Origin of the sequence: Salipiger bermudensis (assembly GCF_019801965.1) — a bacterium.
GTDB classification, from domain to species: domain Bacteria; phylum Pseudomonadota; class Alphaproteobacteria; order Rhodobacterales; family Rhodobacteraceae; genus Salipiger; species Salipiger bermudensis_A.
In genome coordinates this window covers 613,882-629,477 of sequence record NZ_JAHVIA010000001.1, presented here as the reverse complement: position 1 = coordinate 629,477, position 15,596 = coordinate 613,882, and the positions used below count along the sequence as shown (strand labels likewise).

Genomic DNA, 15,596 nt, shown 5'->3' with positions numbered 1-15,596 from the left:
CTTACTCCGCTGGGCTTGCGGCCTCTGCCGGCGCCATGTCGGTGCCGCGCCAGGTGAAGCCGCGCCCTGTCCATGTGGCGATCCAGAGCGCCGGTAGCAAGGCGTCGCGCATCACCATGGCGGCAAGATCACGCGGCCTGGCCGGCCAGCCGGCAAGGCGCGCGAGCGCCATCTCGGTGCCGTACCACAGGGCGGGCAGCACCAGCAGGGAAGCGAGCGGCGCGGTGGCCGTTGCGACCAGACCGAGCGTTGCGCCAAGCGGCAGCAGTGGGCCCTGGGCAAACTCCGCGCAGAAGATCAGCGGGAAGCCGTCGCGCCGCACCTTGCTCCAGCGCAGCTGCCGGTCCCAGACCGCGCGGGCATGGCGGTGGCCGATGGGCTGGGCGAAGAGCCGCGGCGTCAGCCGCACCCGCTTGCCCTGCGCGCGCACTAGCTTGGTCGAGGCCACGTCCTCGGCGAGGTTGCGACCGAGTGCCGGGAGGCCGCCGCCCGCTTCCAGCACGTCGCGGCGCCAGAACAGCGTCTTGCCCTGCGCGAAGCCCTGGCCGAGGCTGTCGGCGGCGAGCTGCCAGCGCCCCTGAGAGCTGTTGAGGAAGGCGCATTCCACCGCCCCCCAGAAATTGCCGGGGCGGATGCCGGCGGGCGGCGAGGAGACCAGCCCGGTATCCTCGCGCCACGTGGCGATCAGGCTGCGCAGGTAGTCGCGCGGCAAGAGCAGGTTGCTGTCGGTCATCGCCAGCCAGTCGCCGCGCGCCTCGGCGTAGCCCTTGTGCAGGTTGTTGAGCTTGGGGTTGCCGCTGATCGGGGTCTCTCCGAACAGCAGCCGCGCCTTGACCTGCGGGTTCTCGGCGATCAGCGCGCGCACCAGCGGCACGGCGGCATCGTATTCGCAGGGGGCGCAGAACAGGATCTCGTAGCGCGGGTAATCCTGCCGGAATGACGAGTCCAGCGTCTCGCGGTCGAAGGCGTCGACCCCGCAGACCGGGCGCACCAGAGAGACGAAGGGCAGCGCGCCATCGTCCTGGACGGGCGCGGCAGGCCGTCGATAGCGCCAGGCTGCCAGCGCGGCGCTGAGCAGGTGGGCGGCAAGGGTGACGCCGAGGATCGCCACCAGAGTGAAGACGAGAAGATCGCTCATGCGAGGCCTCCGGCCAGGGCGCCGTTCTTGCCGGCGGCGGGCTTCGGCGCGGCCGGCAGGGCCGGCGCCGCGTATTCGACGAGGCTGAGCGATCCCTGCAGATCCTCGGTCATCGCGGTGAGGCTGTCGATCCAGTCGCCGCAATTGGCGTAGAGCATCTCGCCATGCGCGCGCAGCCCGGGCTTGTGGGAATGGCCGCAGATCACCCCCTCGGTGCCGGCGGCGCGGGCGAGCTTGATCAGGCGGCGCTCGAAGCGGTCGCCCATCGCCAGGAGCTGGTTGGCACGCGCGATGACGCGCTGGGCCGGGCTTTGTGTCCCCGCGGGGACATGTCCGCGCTGGCGCTGCCAGTCGTCGACCTGCCGCAGCATCGCGTCGAGCCGGCTGCCGAGCCGGGTCATGGCGTGCCAGCGCAGGATGCGCGGGTCGCATTGGTCGCCATGCAGCACGAGGTAGCGGCGCCCGTCGGCGGCGCGGTGGATCACCGCCTCGCGCAGCTCCCAGCCCTCGACCGCGGCGCCGGGCGCGCGCATGGCGGTGTCGTGGTTGCCGGGGAGATAGACGATGCGCGAGCCGTTGCGGCGACGCTCTCGAAACGCGTCCATCACCGCTTCGTGGGCATCGCCCCAATGCACGCGGCCGCCGTGCCACAGATCGAAGACGTCGCCGACCAGGTAGATCGTCTCGGCGTCGATGTTCTTGAGAAAGGAGAGGATTTGGGTGGGGCGGCTGGCGCGGGCGCCAAGATGCAGGTCCGACAGGAACAGGCTGCGCAGCGTGCGTCGGGCGTGGCTGCCGGCGGGGGAGGGCGGCATGGGGCATTCTTCCTTGTTCGCTCGTCCGCGTTATCGCGGCAGCGTGTATCGGGAATGTGACGGATCGCATCCCGGCGAAAAACGCCTTTGGGGCGAGCCGGGTTCCGGGGCTCTCAGGGAAAATGTTGCAGCGCGGCGAGCGCGCGCGGTCAGCCCGGTTCCGGGCCGCCGGCGATGGCGCCCTTGGCGACGGAAACCGCCTTCAGAACCGCAAAGACTTCCTGCCCGTCCTGCAGCCCGAGCGTGGAGACCGAGCGTTGCGTGACGCGGGCGAGCAGCAGGTTGCCGCAGGCGTCGAGCTGGACCAGCGCACCCGGCCCGTTGCCCATGCGCAGCGCCTTGATGCGGCAGGGCAGCACGTTGAGCGCTGAGATCTGCTCGGGCCGGCGCGTCGCGAGCATCACGTCCTGCGCCTCGATATGGATGCGCAGCGGCGTGCCGGGCGCACGCGGGACGGTGGGGATCAGCAGGCGCAGCCCGCCCGCCGCCTCGAGCTCGGTGAGCCCGTCGTCGTGGTGACGCAGGATGCGCGCCTCGATCACCGCGCCGGCGGCCCCGGCCCCGAGCGGGGTCACCGCCGGATCGCCCAGCACGTCGGTGGCGCTGCCGTGGCGTGACACCCGGCCATCCTGCAAGGCGACCACCGAGGTGGCGAGCCGCGCGACCTCGGCGGGGGCATGGCTGACATAGAGGATCGGCACGCGGGTCTCGTCGCGCAGGCGCTCGAAATAGGGCAGGATCTCGGCTTTGCGCGCCTCGTCCAGCGCCGCCAGCGGCTCGTCGGCGAGGATCAGGCGCGGCTTGGCGAGCAGGGCGCGCCCGATCGCCACGCGTTGCCGCTCGCCGCCCGAGAGCGCGCCGGGGCGGCGGCCGAGCAGCGGCGCGATGCCAAGCATCTCGATGACGCGGTCAAACTCGTCGGGGCGCCTGTCGCTGGGGGCGAACCAGCGGCCGTAGAGCAGGTTCTGCCGCACGGTGAGATGCGGGAAGAGCCGAGCGTCCTGGAAGATGTAGCCGAGACGGCGGCGATGCGGCGGCTGCCAGAGGCGGCGCTGGCTGTCGAACAGCACCTGATCGCCAAGCGCGATGCGGCCCGCATCCGGGCGCAAGAGCCCCGCCACCGCGTTGACGATGGTGGTCTTGCCCGAGCCTGAGCGCCCGAACAGCACGGTGAGCCCCGGCGGCGCCTCGAAGGCGATGTCGAGCTGGAAGCCGCCGAAGCAATGGGTGATCGCGACCTCGAGGCTCATGCGCCCGCCACCCGCTTTGCGATGCGGCGCGACAGCACCTCGGAGGCGATCAGCGCCGCCATGGCGATGGCGACCGAGACGGCGACCAGCCGCAGCGCCGAGGCCTCGCCGCCCGGCACCTGCAGGAAGGCATAGATGGCCGAGGGCAGGGTCTGGGTCTGGCCGGGGATGTTCGACACGAAGGTGATGGTGGCGCCGAACTCGCCCATCGCCTTGGCGAAGGCGAGAATGGCGCCGGAGAGGATGCCGGGCAGGGTCAGCGGCAGGGTGACGGTGGCGAAGACCCAGAGCTTCGAGGCCCCGAGCGTGGCGCCGGCCTGTTCGAGCCTGGGGTCCACCGCCTCGATCGATAGGCGGATGGCGCGCACCAGTAGCGGGAAGGCCATGATGCCGGCGGCCAGCGCCGCGCCGGTCCAGTGGAAGGCGAAGACAATGCCGATCTCCTTCAGCGCCGCGCCGATCGGGCCTCGGGTGCCGAAGGTCAGCAGGAGAAGGTATCCTGTTACGACGGGCGGCAGGATCAGCGGCAGGTGCACCAGCCCGTTCAGCACCTGCTTGCCGGGAAATTCCCAGCGCGCCAGCGCATAGGCCACGAGGATCCCCGGCGGCAGCCCGGCGAGCGTCGCCCAGAGCGCGACGCGCAGCGACAGCGCGACGGCTTGCCATTCCTCGGGGCCGAGCAGGGACATGGGGGCGGTTACTCCGTCAGGACGGTGAAACCCTGCCGCTCGAAGGCAGCGCGTGCAACGGGGCCTTTCAGGAAGGCGAGGAATGCGTCGGCGACCGCGCTGTCTCCGTCACGGATGCGCGCGGCGGGGTAGGTGATTGGCGCGTGGCTGCCCTTGGGGAAGGTGCCCAGTACGGTGACGCCGGGCTCGGCACGGGCGTCGGTGGCGTAGACGATGCCGAAGGGCGCCTCGCCGGTGGCGACCAGAGCGAGGGCGGCGCGCACGTTGTCGGCCTGCGCGACCTTCGGCGCGACGCCGTCCCAGAGCCCCAGCGCGCTCAGCGCCGCCTTGCCGTAAATCCCGGCGGGCACCGCCTCGACCAGCGCCATGGCGAGGTGATCCTCGCCCAGCATCTCGGAGAGCGGCAGGGTTGGCGTGATCTCGATGGGGGTCGCCTGCGGGTCGTGGGCGATCAGCACGAGGCTGTTGCCGAGCAGGTCGGTGCGGCTGTCTGCCTCGATCAGCCCGTCGGCTTCAAGCGCATCCATCCAGCCGGGATTGGCCGAGATGAAGACATCCGCCGGCGCGCCTGCCTGGATCTGTCGCGCCAGCGCCGAGGAGCCGGCCAGCGAAACCACGGCGGTGTCGCCGGTCGCCTCCGCGAAGAGGGGCGCGATCTCGTCCATCGCGGTCTTCATGCTGGCGGCGGCAAACACCGTCACCTGCCCGGCTGCCGCGCCGCCGGCCGCGAGGGCGGCGAGGGCGAGGGCGGCGAGCGAGGGCAGGGTGGGACAAGGCATGGCGGCTCCGGGATCAATATGTTTAGGGAAACATATCGGTCACCCCTCGCGAGGCAAGCGCTATTTCTCGTGGGACATATCGCTCAGCAGCGACTTCAACGCCGCGATATCCTCGGCGCCCGCCGCGGCTGCGGCGCGCTCGACGCGGCGGTAATGCGCCAGCACCCGCTGGCCGGTCTCGGTCAGCTGCGCCCCGCCGCCGCGGGTGCCGCCTCGGCTGCGCTCGACCAGCGGCGCGCGGAAGGCGCGGTTCATCTCCTCGACGAGGCTCCAGGCGCGCTTGTAGCTCATCGCCATGGCGCGTCCGGCGGCGGCGATGGAGCCGGTCTCGGCGATCCGGTCGAGCAACTCGGCCTTGCCCGGGCCCAGCATCGCGCTGTCTCCAAACAGGATGCGCAGGCGCAGGCGGGGGTCGGGATCGCCTTCGGGGTCGTCGTGGGGATCAGGGGGCGGGGGCAGCTCTGTCATGGCTCAACTTTCCGGGATCGCGGTTGCGCTTGCAAGCGCGGCGCGAAACAGTCGCGCGAGACAGACGGGAGGCCCCATGTTCGACGCCAAGCTCCTGCCGCTGCAACGGCGGCTGATCCACCCCCTTGCCGAGCGGCTGCACGCGCGCGGCGTCAGTGCCGACGCGATCACGCTTGTGGGCTTCGTGCTGGGGCTCGTCGGGGTGGCGGGCGCGGCGTTCGGGCTGGTCTGGCTGGCATTGGCGGGGCTGGTGGCGAACCGGCTGGCCGACGGGCTCGACGGCGAGGTGGCGCGTCTGGCAGGGCCGACGGATCGCGGCGCGTTTCTCGACATCGCGCTCGATTTCCTGTTCTACGCGCTGTTCCCGCTGGGCTTTGCCATCGCCGATCCGGGCGCCAATGCGCTGCCGGCGGCCGTTCTGGTGGCGAGCTTCGTGGGTACCGGCTCGTCCTTCCTCGCCTTCTCGATCATCGCCGAGCGGCGCGGGATCACCTCTGAGGATTACCCGTCGAAGGGCATCTTCTATCTCGGCGGGCTTACCGAGGGGGCCGAGACCATCGCGCTTTTCGTGCTGTTCTGCCTGCTGCCGGGACTGTTTCCGGTGCTGTCGCTGATTTTTGCCGCGGCCTGTTTCCTGACCACGCTGACGCGCTGGCTTGCGGGCTGGCGGCTGTTCGGGGCCTGAGGCCGCTGAAACGAAAAAGGCGCGCCGAGGGGCGCGCCTTCTGGCCGGTCTGATCGGATCGATCAGAGCAGCTCGAGATTGATCGCGCTTTCGCGGCCGTCACGGCCGGACTGCAGCTCGTAGGACACTTTCTGGTTGTCCTTGAGCTCGGTCAGGCCGGAGCGCTCGAGTGCGGAGATGTGCACGAACACGTCCTTGGAGCCGCCTTCGGGAGCGATGAAGCCGTAGCCTTTGGTGGTGTTGAACCACTTCACGGTGCCAGTTGCCATGGGTAGAACCCTTTCCTATTGATGCCACACGCGGAAATGCTGCGGCCCGGCGTCGTCGTCTAGTCTCGACAGCGGCCGTAAAAGGAACAGGTCGAATAGAGAGTAGCAGTCTGAGCTATGCCATGGCGGCCTGAGTCGCACAAGCTTTGACGCGAGGGCGGGAACGGCTTTCCCGTTCTGGGCGTTTCCTTGCCTGACACAACGCTCAGGAGAGGAGAAACCGATGTCGATCCAGCGTATCGCGAAGAAAGCCCTGTCTGCCTATGCCCGCAGCAAGCGTGGGGGCCACCATGCCGGCACCCCCGTCCGAAACCGCCCGGTGCGCCACCACAAGGTGAAGCGCGGCCGCAGCGTCGAGAGCCAGATCGCCTCGAAGGCGGTGCGGGCGATCCGCCGGGCGCTCTGAGGGCCTGCGGTCGTACGGTTCGCATGCGCGGAACAAGGCCGTAGGCCGCCGCGCCATAGCCGGCCCCCGGGCTGGCGATCTGGTGGCATCAGTACCGAGTGTCGAGGTCCTTCGGACTTGGCCACGATAAACCAAGAGGCCCTCGTCTAGATCGCCAGCCCGCAGGCCGGCGACGGCGCAGCGGACTCTCGAACCATCCCTTGTCGATCTACGGCCGATGGGGCTTGGTACATTGGATTTTAAGAAAAAAGGCGGGGAATGCCCCCGCCTTTTTCATGCGTTGCGGACCGTCCGACCCGCGCGCTCTGCTCAGCGGGTGAACTTCTTGAACTTCACCCGCTTGGGCTCGACGGCATCGGGGCCGAGGCGGCGCTTCTTGTCTTCCTCGTAATCCTCGAAGTTGCCCTCGAACCACTCCACATGCGCCTCGCCCTCGAAGGCGAGGATGTGGGTGCAGATCCGGTCTAGGAAGAAGCGGTCGTGCGAGATCACCACGGCGCAGCCGGCGAAGTCGACCAGTGCGTCTTCCAGCGCCCGCAGGGTTTCCACGTCGAGGTCGTTGGTCGGTTCGTCGAGCAGGATGACGTTGCCGCCGGACTTCAGCAGCCGCGCCATGTGGACCCGGTTGCGCTCACCGCCCGAGAGCAGGCCGACCTTCTTCTGCTGGTCGCCACCCTTGAAGTTGAACGCGCCGCAATAGGCGCGCGAGTTCATCTGCGCGTCGCCAAGCTCGATGATCTCCGCCCCGCCCGAGATCGCCTCCCAGACCGTGGCATCCGATTCCAGATCGTCGCGCGACTGGTCGACATAGGAGAGATGCACGGTGTCGCCGAACTCGATGCTGCCCTCGTCGGGCTGTTCCTGCCCGGTGAGCATCTTGAACAGCGTCGACTTGCCGGCGCCGTTGGGGCCGATGACGCCGACGATGCCGCCCGGCGGCAGCGAGAAGCTCAGATCCTCGATCAGGAGCTTGTCGCCCATCGCCTTCTTCAGGCCTTCGACCTCGATCACCTTGGAGCCAAGGCGCTCGCCGTTCGGGATGACGATCTGCGCCTTGCCGACGCGCTCGCGCTCGGATTGCGAGGCGAGGTCGTTATAGGCCGAGATACGCGCCTTCGACTTGGCCTGACGCGCCTTGGCGCCCTGCCGCATCCATTCGAGTTCGCGCTCGAGCGTCTTCTGCTTGGCCTTGTCCTCGCGGGCCTCCTGGGCGAGGCGCTTGGCCTTCTGCTCGAGCCAGCTCGAGTAGTTGCCCTCGTAGGGGATGCCGCGGCCGCGGTCGAGCTCGAGGATCCAGCCGGTGATGTCGTCGAGGAAGTAGCGGTCGTGCGTGACGCAGAGGATCGTGCCCTTGTACTCGATCAGGTGGTTCTGCAGCCACGCGATGGTCTCGGCATCGAGGTGGTTGGTCGGTTCGTCGAGCAGCAGCATGTCGGGCGCTTCGAGCAGCAGCTTGCACAGCGCCACGCGGCGGCGCTCGCCGCCCGAGAGGGTGGTGACGTCGGCATCGTCGGCGGGGCAGCGCAGCGCCTCCATCGCGACGTCGATCTGGCCGTCGAGATCCCACAGGTTGTTGGCGTCGATCTCGTCCTGCAGCGCCGCCATCTCGTCGGCGGTCTCGTCGCTGTAGTTCATCGCCAGCTCGTTGAAGCGGTCGAGCTTGGCCTTCTTCTCGGCGACACCGAGCATGACGTTCTCGCGTACGGTGAGCTCGGGCTCGAGATGCGGCTCCTGCGGCAGGTAGCCGACCTTGGCGCCCTCGGCGGCCCAGGCCTCGCCGGTGAAATCCTTGTCGATGCCGGCCATGATTCGCATCAGGGTCGACTTACCGGCGCCGTTGACGCCGACGACACCGATCTTCACACCCGGCAGAAAGCTCAGGCGGATGTTTTCGAAGCACTTCTTGCCGCCCGGATAGGTCTTCGAGACTCCATCCATGTGGTAGACGTACTGATAGCTGGCCATGCTGTCCTCCGGTGACTGGTTGGGCGCCTGTATCGCACCGGGGCGGGGGAATGCAAAGCCCCTGACGGCAGAGCGCGCCACCGGCACCAGACACAGGCGCAAGAGAGCGCGGGAAACCGGTTTCCGGTTGTCATCGCGGGCCGTTCCGGTGTCTCTTGCCGCGACTTTGAAACGGAAAGGCCGCAATGGCTTGGAACGCGCATGAGGCGGGGCTGCACCTGGTCCCGGGGATGACCGTTGGTCTGCTGGGGGGATCGTTCGATCCGCCCCATGCCGGGCACGTGCACATCACCCTCGAGGCGCTGCGCCGCTTCCGGCTCGACCGCGTGGTCTGGCTGGTGAGCCCAGGCAACCCGCTGAAGGCGCACGGGCCGGCGCCGCTCGACGAGCGTATCGCGGCGGCGCGCCGCATCCTCTCGCATCCGCGGGTCATCGTGAGCGATGTCGAGCGCCTGCTCGGCACCCGCCACACCGCGCGCACGCTGGCGCATCTGCAGGCGCGCTTTCCGGGGGTGAACTTCGTCTGGCTGATGGGGGCCGACAACCTCGCGCAGCTGCACCGCTGGGAAGACTGGCGCGAGATCATGGAGCGGGTGCCGGTGGGGGTGCTGGCGCGGCCGGGCAGCCGCATGGCGGCGCGCGGCTCGGTGGCGGCGGATGTCTACCGCCACGCCCGCCTGCCGGATCGTGCCGCGGGGCTGCTGGCGCGCTCGGTGCCGCCGGCCTGGAGCTTCGTCAACGTGCCGATGGTGGATCTGAGCTCGACCGAGCTGCGCGGCGCAAGGGGCCGGGCGGCGGGTGGCGACGCGGGCAGCAAAAAGTGATCGGGCGCTGCCGAGGGGCCGCTTGTCGGCGGACAATCGCTGCGGTTAGATCGACGCCATGAAACAAGGCATTTCCAGGCGCGCATTCCTGACATCGCTCGCGGCGGCCGGCGCGGGTGCCGCGCTGCCGGCATGGGCCGAGGCGCCCACCGCATCGCTCCGTCCCGTCGCCCGCGGCGAGGACATCCGCCTGCGCACGCTCAAGTCGGCCGAGGAGCTGATCGACGCGGCGCGGCTCGATGGCACTGTGGGGTTCGCGGTCATCAACCTCGCCACCGGGGCGGTGATCGAGCAACATGCCGGCGCCACCGGCATGCCGCCGGCGAGCGTGGCCAAGGCGCTGACCGCCGGCTACGCGCTCGATACCCTGGGCCCCGAGTACCGGTTTCCGACCGAGATCCTCGCCACCGGGCCGGTGCGCGACGGGGTGGTGCAAGGCGACCTCGTACTGCTGGGCGGCGGCGATCCGACGCTCGACACCGACGGGCTGGCGGAGCTTGCCGCGCAGCTCGAGGAGAAGGCCATCACCGGCGTCAGCGGCAAGTTCCTGGTCTGCGGCTCGGCTTTGCCCTTTACCCGCACCATCGACCCCGGGCAGCCGCCGCATCTGGGCTACAGCCCGGCGCTGTCGGGGCTGAACCTCAATTACAACCGCGTGCATTTCGAGTGGAAGAAAGCCGGTGGCGACTACGACGTCAGCATGGACGCGCCCTCGAACACGCTGCGCCCAGCGGTCCGTATGGCGCGCATGGGCATCGTGGCGCGCAGCCTGCCGGTCTACACCTATACCGATGGCGGCGCGCGCGACGAGTGGACCGTGGCGCGGGGTGCGCTCGGGAATGGCGGGGCGCGCTGGCTGCCCGTCCGCAAGCCCGAGCTCTACGCCGGCGAGGTGTTTCAGGCACTGGCCGGCGCGCGCGGCCTGAGGCTTCCGGCGCCCGAGGTGGTGCTCGCACGGCCCGAGGGAGAGAGCCTCGCCCGCCGTGAAAGCGACGTACTGCGCGAGATTTTGCGCGACATGCTGAAATACTCGACCAACCTGACCGCCGAGATCGTCGGCCAGACCGCCACGCGGGTGCGCACCGGCATGGTGACCTCGCTCGAGACCTCGGCGGCGGCGATGAACGCCTGGGCCCGCGAGGAGCTTGGCCTGACCAACGTGGCGCTGGTCGATCATTCGGGGCTGAGCGGGCTGAGCCGGATCGCGGCGGTCGACATGGCAACGGCGATGAAGGAGCTTCGCACGCGGCTCGAGCTGAAGCCGCTGCTGAAGCCGTTCAAGATGCGCGACCAGCAGGGGCGCTCGGTCAACGATCACCCGGTGCAGGTGCAGGCCAAGACCGGCACGCTGAACTTCGTCAGCGGGCTGTCGGGCTTCGCCGAGCTGCCGGACGGCTCGGAACTCGCCTTCGCGATCTTCTGCGGCGACATTCCGCGCCGCGAGGCGCTGAGCATGGCGCAGCGCGAGCGCCCCGAGGGCGCCCGGTCGTGGAATGCGCGGGCGAAGATGCTGCAATCGCGGCTCATCGAGCGCTGGGCGGTGCTGGCCAACGCCTGAGCCGCTGGCGGCGGGGGGCGCCCAGAGGCAACCCCTTCAGGCGAAACGGGGGCGCTCAGGCGCCCTCGCTCTTGCCGCCGCGCAGGGCCGGAAGGCCGACGCCGGTCGAGTCGAAGCCGCCATCCACCGCCAGCACCTGCCCGGTCACGTAGGAGGCCTTGTCAGACGCGAGGAAGACGATGGCCTCGGCCAGCTCCTGCTCGGAGCCGTAGCGGTTGAGCGGGATGGCATCGTGATAGGCGTCGATGATGTCCTGTGTATGCACCGCCATGGCGAGCTTGGTGCGCACCGGGCCCGGCGCGACGCAGTTGACCCGGATGCCGAATTCGCCGAGCTCGGCGGCGTATTGCTTGGTGAGCTGGATCACCGCCGCCTTCGAGGTGCCGTAGGCCACCCGCAGGGTCGAGGCGCGCAGCCCGCTGATCGAGGCGATGTTGACGATGGCGCCCCGGGTCTCCTTGAGCGCGTCGGTGCAGGCCTGGCTGCACAGGAAGACGCCGTCGAGATTGGTCGCCATGACCTCGCGCCACATGCTGTAATCGCAGTCCTGGATCGGCCCGAACAGCGCCACGCCCGCGTTGTTGACCAGCGCGTCGATGCGGCCCGCCCAGCCCAGCGTCTCGCGGACCATCGCGCCGACCTGTTGCGGGTCGGAGATGTCGAGCTCGAGCGCCAGCACCTCAGGGCGCTCGGCGCAGACGCGGCGCAGCTCCTCGCCGTCGCGGTCGAGCATCGCGACTCGCCAGCCGCGCTCGCGGAACAGGTCTGCCGTGGCCAGGCCGATGCCGCGCGCGGCGCCGGTGACGATGGCGCATTTCTGGGTCATGTGGGTCCTCCCTCCCGTGATCTCCCAAGGGGTTCTTGGCACGCGGGAAGGAGGAAGGGAAGCGGGCTCAGCGCCAGCCGAGCGCCGGGGCCACCTCGGTCAGGATGGTCTCGATCACGTGGGCGTTGTAGTCGACGCCGAGCATGTTCGGCACCGTCAGCAGCAGGGTGTCGGCCTCGGCAATCGCCTCGTCGCCCTTGAGCTGCTCGATGAGCCTGTCGGGTTCGTCGGCATAGCCGCGCCCGAAGATCGAGCGCTGCTGCTCGATGAAGCCCACCTGATCGGTCTCCTTGCCGCCGCGGCCGAAATACATCCGGTCGGTATCGTTGGTGAGGGCAAAGATCGAGCGGCTCACCGAGGTGCGCGGCGCATGGGCGTGCCCGGCCTCCTTCCACGCCGCCTTGTAGGCGCGCAGCTGGTCGGCCTGCTGGACGTGGAACGGCTCGCCGGTCTCGTCATCCTTGAGGGTCGAGCTTTGCAGGTGCATGCCGAGCCTGGCCGCCCATTCCGCCGTGGCGTTCGATCCGGCGCCCCACCAGATGCGCTGGCGCAGCCCTTCCGAATGCGGCTCGAGCCGCAAGAGGCCCGGCGGGTTGGGAAACATCGGCCGCGGGTTCGGTTCGGCAAAGCCCTTGCCCTCGAGCAGGTCGAGGAAGACCTGCGTGTGACGGCGCGCCATGTCGGCCGGGCTCTCGCCCTCGGCGGGGCGGTAGCCGAAATGCTTCCAGCCATCGATCACCTGCTCGGGCGAGCCGCGCGAGAGGCCGAGCTGCAGCCGTCCGCCGGCGATGAGGTCTGCCGCGCCGGCATCCTCGGCCATGTAGAACGGGTTCTCGTAGCGCATGTCGATGACGCCGGTGCCGATCTCGATCTTCGAGGTGCGGGCGCCGACGGCGGCGAGCAGCGGGAAGGGCGAGGCGAGCTGGCGGGCAAAGTGGTGGACCCGGAAATAGGCTCCGTCGAGCCCGAGTTCCTCGGCGGCCACCGCCAGTTCGATCGACTGGGTCAGCACGTCGGCCGCGGTCTTGACCGCGCTGCCTTGGGTCGGAGACCAGTGTCCGAAGGACAGAAATCCGATGTTTTTCATGAATACGGCTCCTTGATCCGTCTTGGCGGGCTTTGCCGCCCTTGATCAAGGAGATAGGAAGACCGCCGCCCACGGAGCAAGGGCGCCGAGGGTTCGCCTTGGCGCAGGGTCTGTGCATCGCTGCTTGGCGCGGCTGCGCTCAGTCGCGCATCAGCTCCGGCAGGTCGCCGGTGATGCCGGCGGCCTCGCGGATGAAGCCACGGCGCAGCCCCGGCACCGCGTTGATCGCTGCCATGCCGAGATCGCGGCCGAGGCGCAGGAGTGGGTTGTCGTTGGAGAACAGCCGGTTGAACAGGTCGGTCGCCGCCGCCAAGGAGGCGGTGTCGAAGCGCCGCCATTGCTGGTAGCGCGCCAGCACCAGCGGCGAGGCGATGTCTTCGCCGCGCTGTTGCGCGTGGCTCAGCACATCCGCCAGCGCCGCCACGTCGCGCAGCCCGGCGTTGAGGCCTTGCCCCGCGATCGGGTGCATGCCGTGCGCCGCGTCGCCTACCAGTGCCAGGCGCTCGGCAATGAAGCTGTTGGCCAGCGTCAGGTTCAGCGGGTAGACGAAGCGCTTGCCCGCGAGGGAGATCTCGCCGAGGAACTCGCCGAAGCGCGGCCGCAGCACCTCGAGATACTGGTCGTCGGGCAGGGCGTTGATGGCGCGCGCGCGGGCGTCGGTCTCGCTCCAGACGATGGAGCTGCGGTTGCCCGGCAGCGGCAGGATGGCCAGCGGCCCCGGCGGCATGAAGAACTGATGCGCGATGCCGTGATGCGGCTGCTCATGCGCGATGGCGCAGACCAGCGCGGTCTGGCCGTAGCCCCAGCCGGTGCGCCGGATGCCCGCCCGCGCGGCGGTGCCGCTCCTGCGCCCGTCGGCGCCCACCAGCAGCCGGGCCCGCCGCGTCTCGCCGCTGGCCAGCGTCACGCTGATGCCGCCTGCGCCGCTCTCCTGCGCGATCACCGTCTCGCCGGCGCGCTGTTCGATCAGGGCATTGCCGTCCATCGCCTCGAGCAGGGCGCGGCGCAGGTAGCGGTCCTCGACCATCTGGCCCATCGGGCCTTCCTCGATCTCGGCGCTGTCGAAATGCAGGCCAAGAAACACCCGCGCATCGCCCACGCGGCCGTCGGTCACCTTGATCTCGCGCATCGGTTGGGCGTTGGGCGCCAGCCGCTCCCAGAGCCCGAGATTGGCCAGCATCCGCACCGAGGACAGCGCCAGCGCGTAGCCGCGGCCGTCGAAATCTTCCTGCGTGCGCGCCGCCTCGGGCAGGGCGTCGATGACGATGCTCTTCAGCCCGGACTTCGCCGCCGCCAGCGCCAGGGCGGGGCCGTTGAGCCCGCCGCCCACGATCAAGATGTCGCAATCATGTTCCATGAGCGCAAATATGCGGCCCCTCGCGGGATTGTCCATGCGCTGCGCTGCCGCTACCAATGCTGCGAACGCGAAAAGTGAGGGACGGTGATGAGCGATCTGACGGGCATGAGCGCAGCGGCGCTGGGGCGGGGCATCGGGGCGGGCGAGATCGATCCGGTGGCGCTCGCCCAGGCCTTTCTCGACAAGATCGCGGCGCATCCGCTGAAGGACCGGATCTATTCCCGCCTGACGCCCGAGCGCGCGCTGGCCGAGGCCCATGCCGCCCGCCGCCGCGCCGAGCTGAAGCAGCGCCGCTCGCCGCTCGACGGGGTGCCGGTGAGCTGGAAGGATCTCTTCGACACCGCCGGCATCGCCACGGAGGCCGGCTCGAAGCTGCTCGAGGGCAGGGTGCCCGCGCGCGATGCCGCCGTGCTCGAGGTGGCGACGGCGATGGGGCTGGTCTGCCTCGGCAAGACCCATATGTCCGAGCTCGCCTTTTCCGGGCTCGGCCTCAACCCGATGACCGCGACGCCGCCTTGCGTGAACGACGCCGGCGCCGTGGCCGGGGGCTCGTCCTCGGGCGCCGCCGCCTCGGTCGCCTTCGGCCTTGCCGCCGCCGCCATCGGCTCCGACACCGGCGGTTCGGTGCGCATCCCGTCCTGCTGGAACGACCTTGTCGGGCTCAAGACCACCTCCGGCCGGATCTCGCTCGACGGCGTGGTGCCGCTGGCGGTCGCGTTCGACACGGTGGGCCCGCTCTGCCGAAGCGTCGAGGACGCGGCGCTGACCTTCGCGGCGCTCGAGGGCCGCGACGCCCCCGACCTGCGCGGCACCTCGCTGAAAGGCCGCCGCTTCGCCCGGCTGACCACCATCGTGCTGGATGACATGAGCCCCGAGCCCGCCGCCGCCCACGAGACCGCGCTCGACAAGCTCGCCGCCGCCGGTGCCGAGATCGTCGATCTCGACGTGCCCGAGATCGCCATCCCGATGCAGGATGCGGGCGTGCTCTACACCACCGAGGCCTGGGCCGCCTGGGGCGAGGCCATCGAGGCGGCGCCCGAGAAGATGTTCGCGCCGATCCGCGAGCGTTTCGAGGGCGGCAAGCCGGTGACCGGCGCCGCCTATCTGCGCGCGCTCGACCGCATGGCCGCCGCCCGCGCCGCCTATGCCCGCGCCACCGCCGGCTTCGACGCGGTGCTCTGCCCGACGGCGCCGATACTGCCGCCCAACATCGAAAAGCTGATGGAGCAGGGCGAGTACTACGTCACCGCCAACCTGCTGGCCCTGCGCAACACCCGCGTCGGCAATGTCATGGGCGGCTGCGCCCTCACGCTGCCCACCGGCGCCCCCTCCTGCGGCCTGTCGCTGATGGCGCCGCCGATGCAGGAAGACCGCCTTCTGCGCCTCGGCCTCGCCGCCGAACGGGCCTTGGCCTGACACGACCCACCCGCAGACCAACCCCCTCGTCTTCTCTGGTTGAACAAACCGGGGGGAGCGCCCC

The 15,596-nt window shown here is 69.8% G+C and carries 16 protein-coding genes; 5 read left to right on the top strand and 11 right to left on the bottom strand.

What is annotated here, in order from left to right:
* Window position 1: 1 nt before the first annotated feature.
* The 6 genes from KUV62_RS03015 to KUV62_RS02990 form a co-directional block, all read right to left on the bottom strand.
* Window positions 2–1,138 carry a ceramide glucosyltransferase gene (locus KUV62_RS03015; protein WP_222602186.1) on the bottom strand — a complete coding sequence of 379 codons (1,137 nt, stop codon included), beginning with the start codon at window positions 1,136–1,138 and terminating at the stop codon, window positions 2–4.
* Window positions 1,135–1,953 carry a UDP-2,3-diacylglucosamine diphosphatase gene (locus KUV62_RS03010; RefSeq protein ID WP_222602185.1) on the bottom strand — a complete coding sequence of 273 codons (819 nt, stop codon included), beginning with the start codon at window positions 1,951–1,953 and terminating at the stop codon, window positions 1,135–1,137. Before KUV62_RS03010 ends, KUV62_RS03015 begins: the two co-directional genes overlap by 4 nt.
* 149 nt (window positions 1,954–2,102) lie before the next feature.
* Window positions 2,103–3,203 (bottom strand): molybdenum ABC transporter ATP-binding protein, encoded by a 1,101-nt coding sequence (gene modC, locus KUV62_RS03005; protein WP_222602184.1) that lies wholly within the window; start codon window positions 3,201–3,203, stop codon window positions 2,103–2,105.
* Window positions 3,200–3,892, bottom strand: coding sequence for a molybdate ABC transporter permease subunit (gene modB, locus KUV62_RS03000; protein WP_222602183.1), 693 nt, complete (start codon window positions 3,890–3,892; stop codon window positions 3,200–3,202). The genes modC and modB overlap by 4 nt, the downstream gene beginning before the upstream one ends.
* Before the next feature lie 8 nt (window positions 3,893–3,900).
* A complete protein-coding gene (gene modA, locus KUV62_RS02995; protein WP_222602182.1) occupies window positions 3,901–4,671 on the bottom strand; it encodes a molybdate ABC transporter substrate-binding protein in 771 nt (256 codons plus the stop codon).
* Between the two features lie 60 nt (window positions 4,672–4,731).
* Complete coding sequence (locus KUV62_RS02990) at window positions 4,732–5,139, bottom strand: winged helix-turn-helix domain-containing protein (RefSeq protein WP_222602181.1); 408 nt, start codon at window positions 5,137–5,139, stop codon at window positions 4,732–4,734.
* A gap of 76 nt (window positions 5,140–5,215) precedes the next feature.
* Here KUV62_RS02990 and KUV62_RS02985 point away from each other — a divergent pair, with 76 nt between their 5' ends.
* Complete coding sequence (locus tag KUV62_RS02985; protein ID WP_222602180.1) at window positions 5,216–5,824, top strand: CDP-alcohol phosphatidyltransferase family protein; 609 nt, start codon at window positions 5,216–5,218, stop codon at window positions 5,822–5,824.
* Between the two features lie 62 nt (window positions 5,825–5,886).
* Here KUV62_RS02985 and KUV62_RS02980 read toward each other — a convergent pair whose 3' ends face one another.
* Window positions 5,887–6,093 (bottom strand): cold-shock protein, encoded by a 207-nt coding sequence (locus tag KUV62_RS02980; protein WP_222602179.1) that lies wholly within the window; start codon window positions 6,091–6,093, stop codon window positions 5,887–5,889.
* Between the two features lie 223 nt (window positions 6,094–6,316).
* Between KUV62_RS02980 and KUV62_RS02975 the strand changes: the two genes are divergently transcribed.
* Complete coding sequence (locus tag KUV62_RS02975) at window positions 6,317–6,499, top strand: hypothetical protein (RefSeq protein ID WP_222602178.1); 183 nt, start codon at window positions 6,317–6,319, stop codon at window positions 6,497–6,499.
* Between the two features lie 309 nt (window positions 6,500–6,808).
* On the opposite strand, the gene ettA is transcribed toward KUV62_RS02975, so the two are convergent.
* Window positions 6,809–8,464 (bottom strand): energy-dependent translational throttle protein EttA, encoded by a 1,656-nt coding sequence (gene ettA, locus KUV62_RS02970; protein ID WP_222602177.1) that lies wholly within the window; start codon window positions 8,462–8,464, stop codon window positions 6,809–6,811.
* A 185-nt stretch (window positions 8,465–8,649) separates the two neighbouring features.
* Here ettA and KUV62_RS02965 point away from each other — a divergent pair, with 185 nt between their 5' ends.
* Entirely contained in the window at window positions 8,650–9,288 is a 639-nt protein-coding gene (locus KUV62_RS02965) for a nicotinate-nucleotide adenylyltransferase (protein ID WP_222602176.1), read from the top strand.
* A 58-nt stretch (window positions 9,289–9,346) separates the two neighbouring features.
* Window positions 9,347–10,846, top strand: coding sequence for a D-alanyl-D-alanine carboxypeptidase/D-alanyl-D-alanine-endopeptidase (dacB, locus tag KUV62_RS02960; protein ID WP_222602175.1), 1,500 nt, complete (start codon window positions 9,347–9,349; stop codon window positions 10,844–10,846).
* Between the two features lie 55 nt (window positions 10,847–10,901).
* Here the strand turns inward: dacB and KUV62_RS02955 are convergent, their stop codons facing one another.
* The 3 genes from KUV62_RS02955 to KUV62_RS02945 form a co-directional block, all read right to left on the bottom strand.
* Window positions 10,902–11,672, bottom strand: coding sequence for an SDR family NAD(P)-dependent oxidoreductase (locus tag KUV62_RS02955; RefSeq protein WP_222602174.1), 771 nt, complete (start codon window positions 11,670–11,672; stop codon window positions 10,902–10,904).
* Window positions 11,673–11,739: 67 nt separating this feature from the next.
* Window positions 11,740–12,759 (bottom strand): LLM class flavin-dependent oxidoreductase, encoded by a 1,020-nt coding sequence (locus KUV62_RS02950; RefSeq protein WP_222602173.1) that lies wholly within the window; start codon window positions 12,757–12,759, stop codon window positions 11,740–11,742.
* Between the two features lie 139 nt (window positions 12,760–12,898).
* Window positions 12,899–14,152 carry a UbiH/UbiF/VisC/COQ6 family ubiquinone biosynthesis hydroxylase gene (locus tag KUV62_RS02945; protein ID WP_222602172.1) on the bottom strand — a complete coding sequence of 418 codons (1,254 nt, stop codon included), beginning with the start codon at window positions 14,150–14,152 and terminating at the stop codon, window positions 12,899–12,901.
* Between the two features lie 51 nt (window positions 14,153–14,203).
* Here KUV62_RS02945 and KUV62_RS02940 point away from each other — a divergent pair, with 51 nt between their 5' ends.
* On the top strand, window positions 14,204–15,532 hold the full coding sequence (locus tag KUV62_RS02940) for an amidase (RefSeq protein WP_222602171.1): 1,329 nt from the start codon (window positions 14,204–14,206) through the stop codon (window positions 15,530–15,532).
* Window positions 15,533–15,596: the final 64 nt, after the last annotated feature.

What these genes read in the sequence shown, in the direction of transcription:
- KUV62_RS02950 (WP_222602173.1), bottom strand. Translation starts at nt 12,759, where the DNA reads ATGAAAAACATCGGATTTCTGTCCTTCGGACACTGGTCTCCGACCCAA.
- KUV62_RS02945 (WP_222602172.1), bottom strand. Translation starts at nt 14,152, where the DNA reads ATGGACAATCCCGCGAGGGGCCGCATATTTGCGCTCATGGAACATGAT.
- modC (WP_222602184.1), bottom strand. Translation starts at nt 3,203, where the DNA reads ATGAGCCTCGAGGTCGCGATCACCCATTGCTTCGGCGGCTTCCAGCTC.
- ettA (WP_222602177.1), bottom strand. Translation starts at nt 8,464, where the DNA reads ATGGCCAGCTATCAGTACGTCTACCACATGGATGGAGTCTCGAAGACC.
- KUV62_RS02980 (WP_222602179.1), bottom strand. Translation starts at nt 6,093, where the DNA reads ATGGCAACTGGCACCGTGAAGTGGTTCAACACCACCAAAGGCTACGGC.
- modB (WP_222602183.1), bottom strand. Translation starts at nt 3,892, where the DNA reads ATGTCCCTGCTCGGCCCCGAGGAATGGCAAGCCGTCGCGCTGTCGCTG.
- modA (WP_222602182.1), bottom strand. Translation starts at nt 4,671, where the DNA reads ATGCCTTGTCCCACCCTGCCCTCGCTCGCCGCCCTCGCCCTCGCCGCC.
- KUV62_RS02955 (WP_222602174.1), bottom strand. Translation starts at nt 11,672, where the DNA reads ATGACCCAGAAATGCGCCATCGTCACCGGCGCCGCGCGCGGCATCGGC.
- KUV62_RS03010 (WP_222602185.1), bottom strand. Translation starts at nt 1,953, where the DNA reads ATGCCGCCCTCCCCCGCCGGCAGCCACGCCCGACGCACGCTGCGCAGC.
- dacB (WP_222602175.1), top strand. Translation starts at nt 9,347, where the DNA reads ATGAAACAAGGCATTTCCAGGCGCGCATTCCTGACATCGCTCGCGGCG.
- KUV62_RS02975 (WP_222602178.1), top strand. Translation starts at nt 6,317, where the DNA reads ATGTCGATCCAGCGTATCGCGAAGAAAGCCCTGTCTGCCTATGCCCGC.
- KUV62_RS03015 (WP_222602186.1), bottom strand. Translation starts at nt 1,138, where the DNA reads ATGAGCGATCTTCTCGTCTTCACTCTGGTGGCGATCCTCGGCGTCACC.
- KUV62_RS02985 (WP_222602180.1), top strand. Translation starts at nt 5,216, where the DNA reads ATGTTCGACGCCAAGCTCCTGCCGCTGCAACGGCGGCTGATCCACCCC.
- KUV62_RS02990 (WP_222602181.1), bottom strand. Translation starts at nt 5,139, where the DNA reads ATGACAGAGCTGCCCCCGCCCCCTGATCCCCACGACGACCCCGAAGGC.
- KUV62_RS02965 (WP_222602176.1), top strand. Translation starts at nt 8,650, where the DNA reads ATGGCTTGGAACGCGCATGAGGCGGGGCTGCACCTGGTCCCGGGGATG.
- KUV62_RS02940 (WP_222602171.1), top strand. Translation starts at nt 14,204, where the DNA reads ATGAGCGATCTGACGGGCATGAGCGCAGCGGCGCTGGGGCGGGGCATC.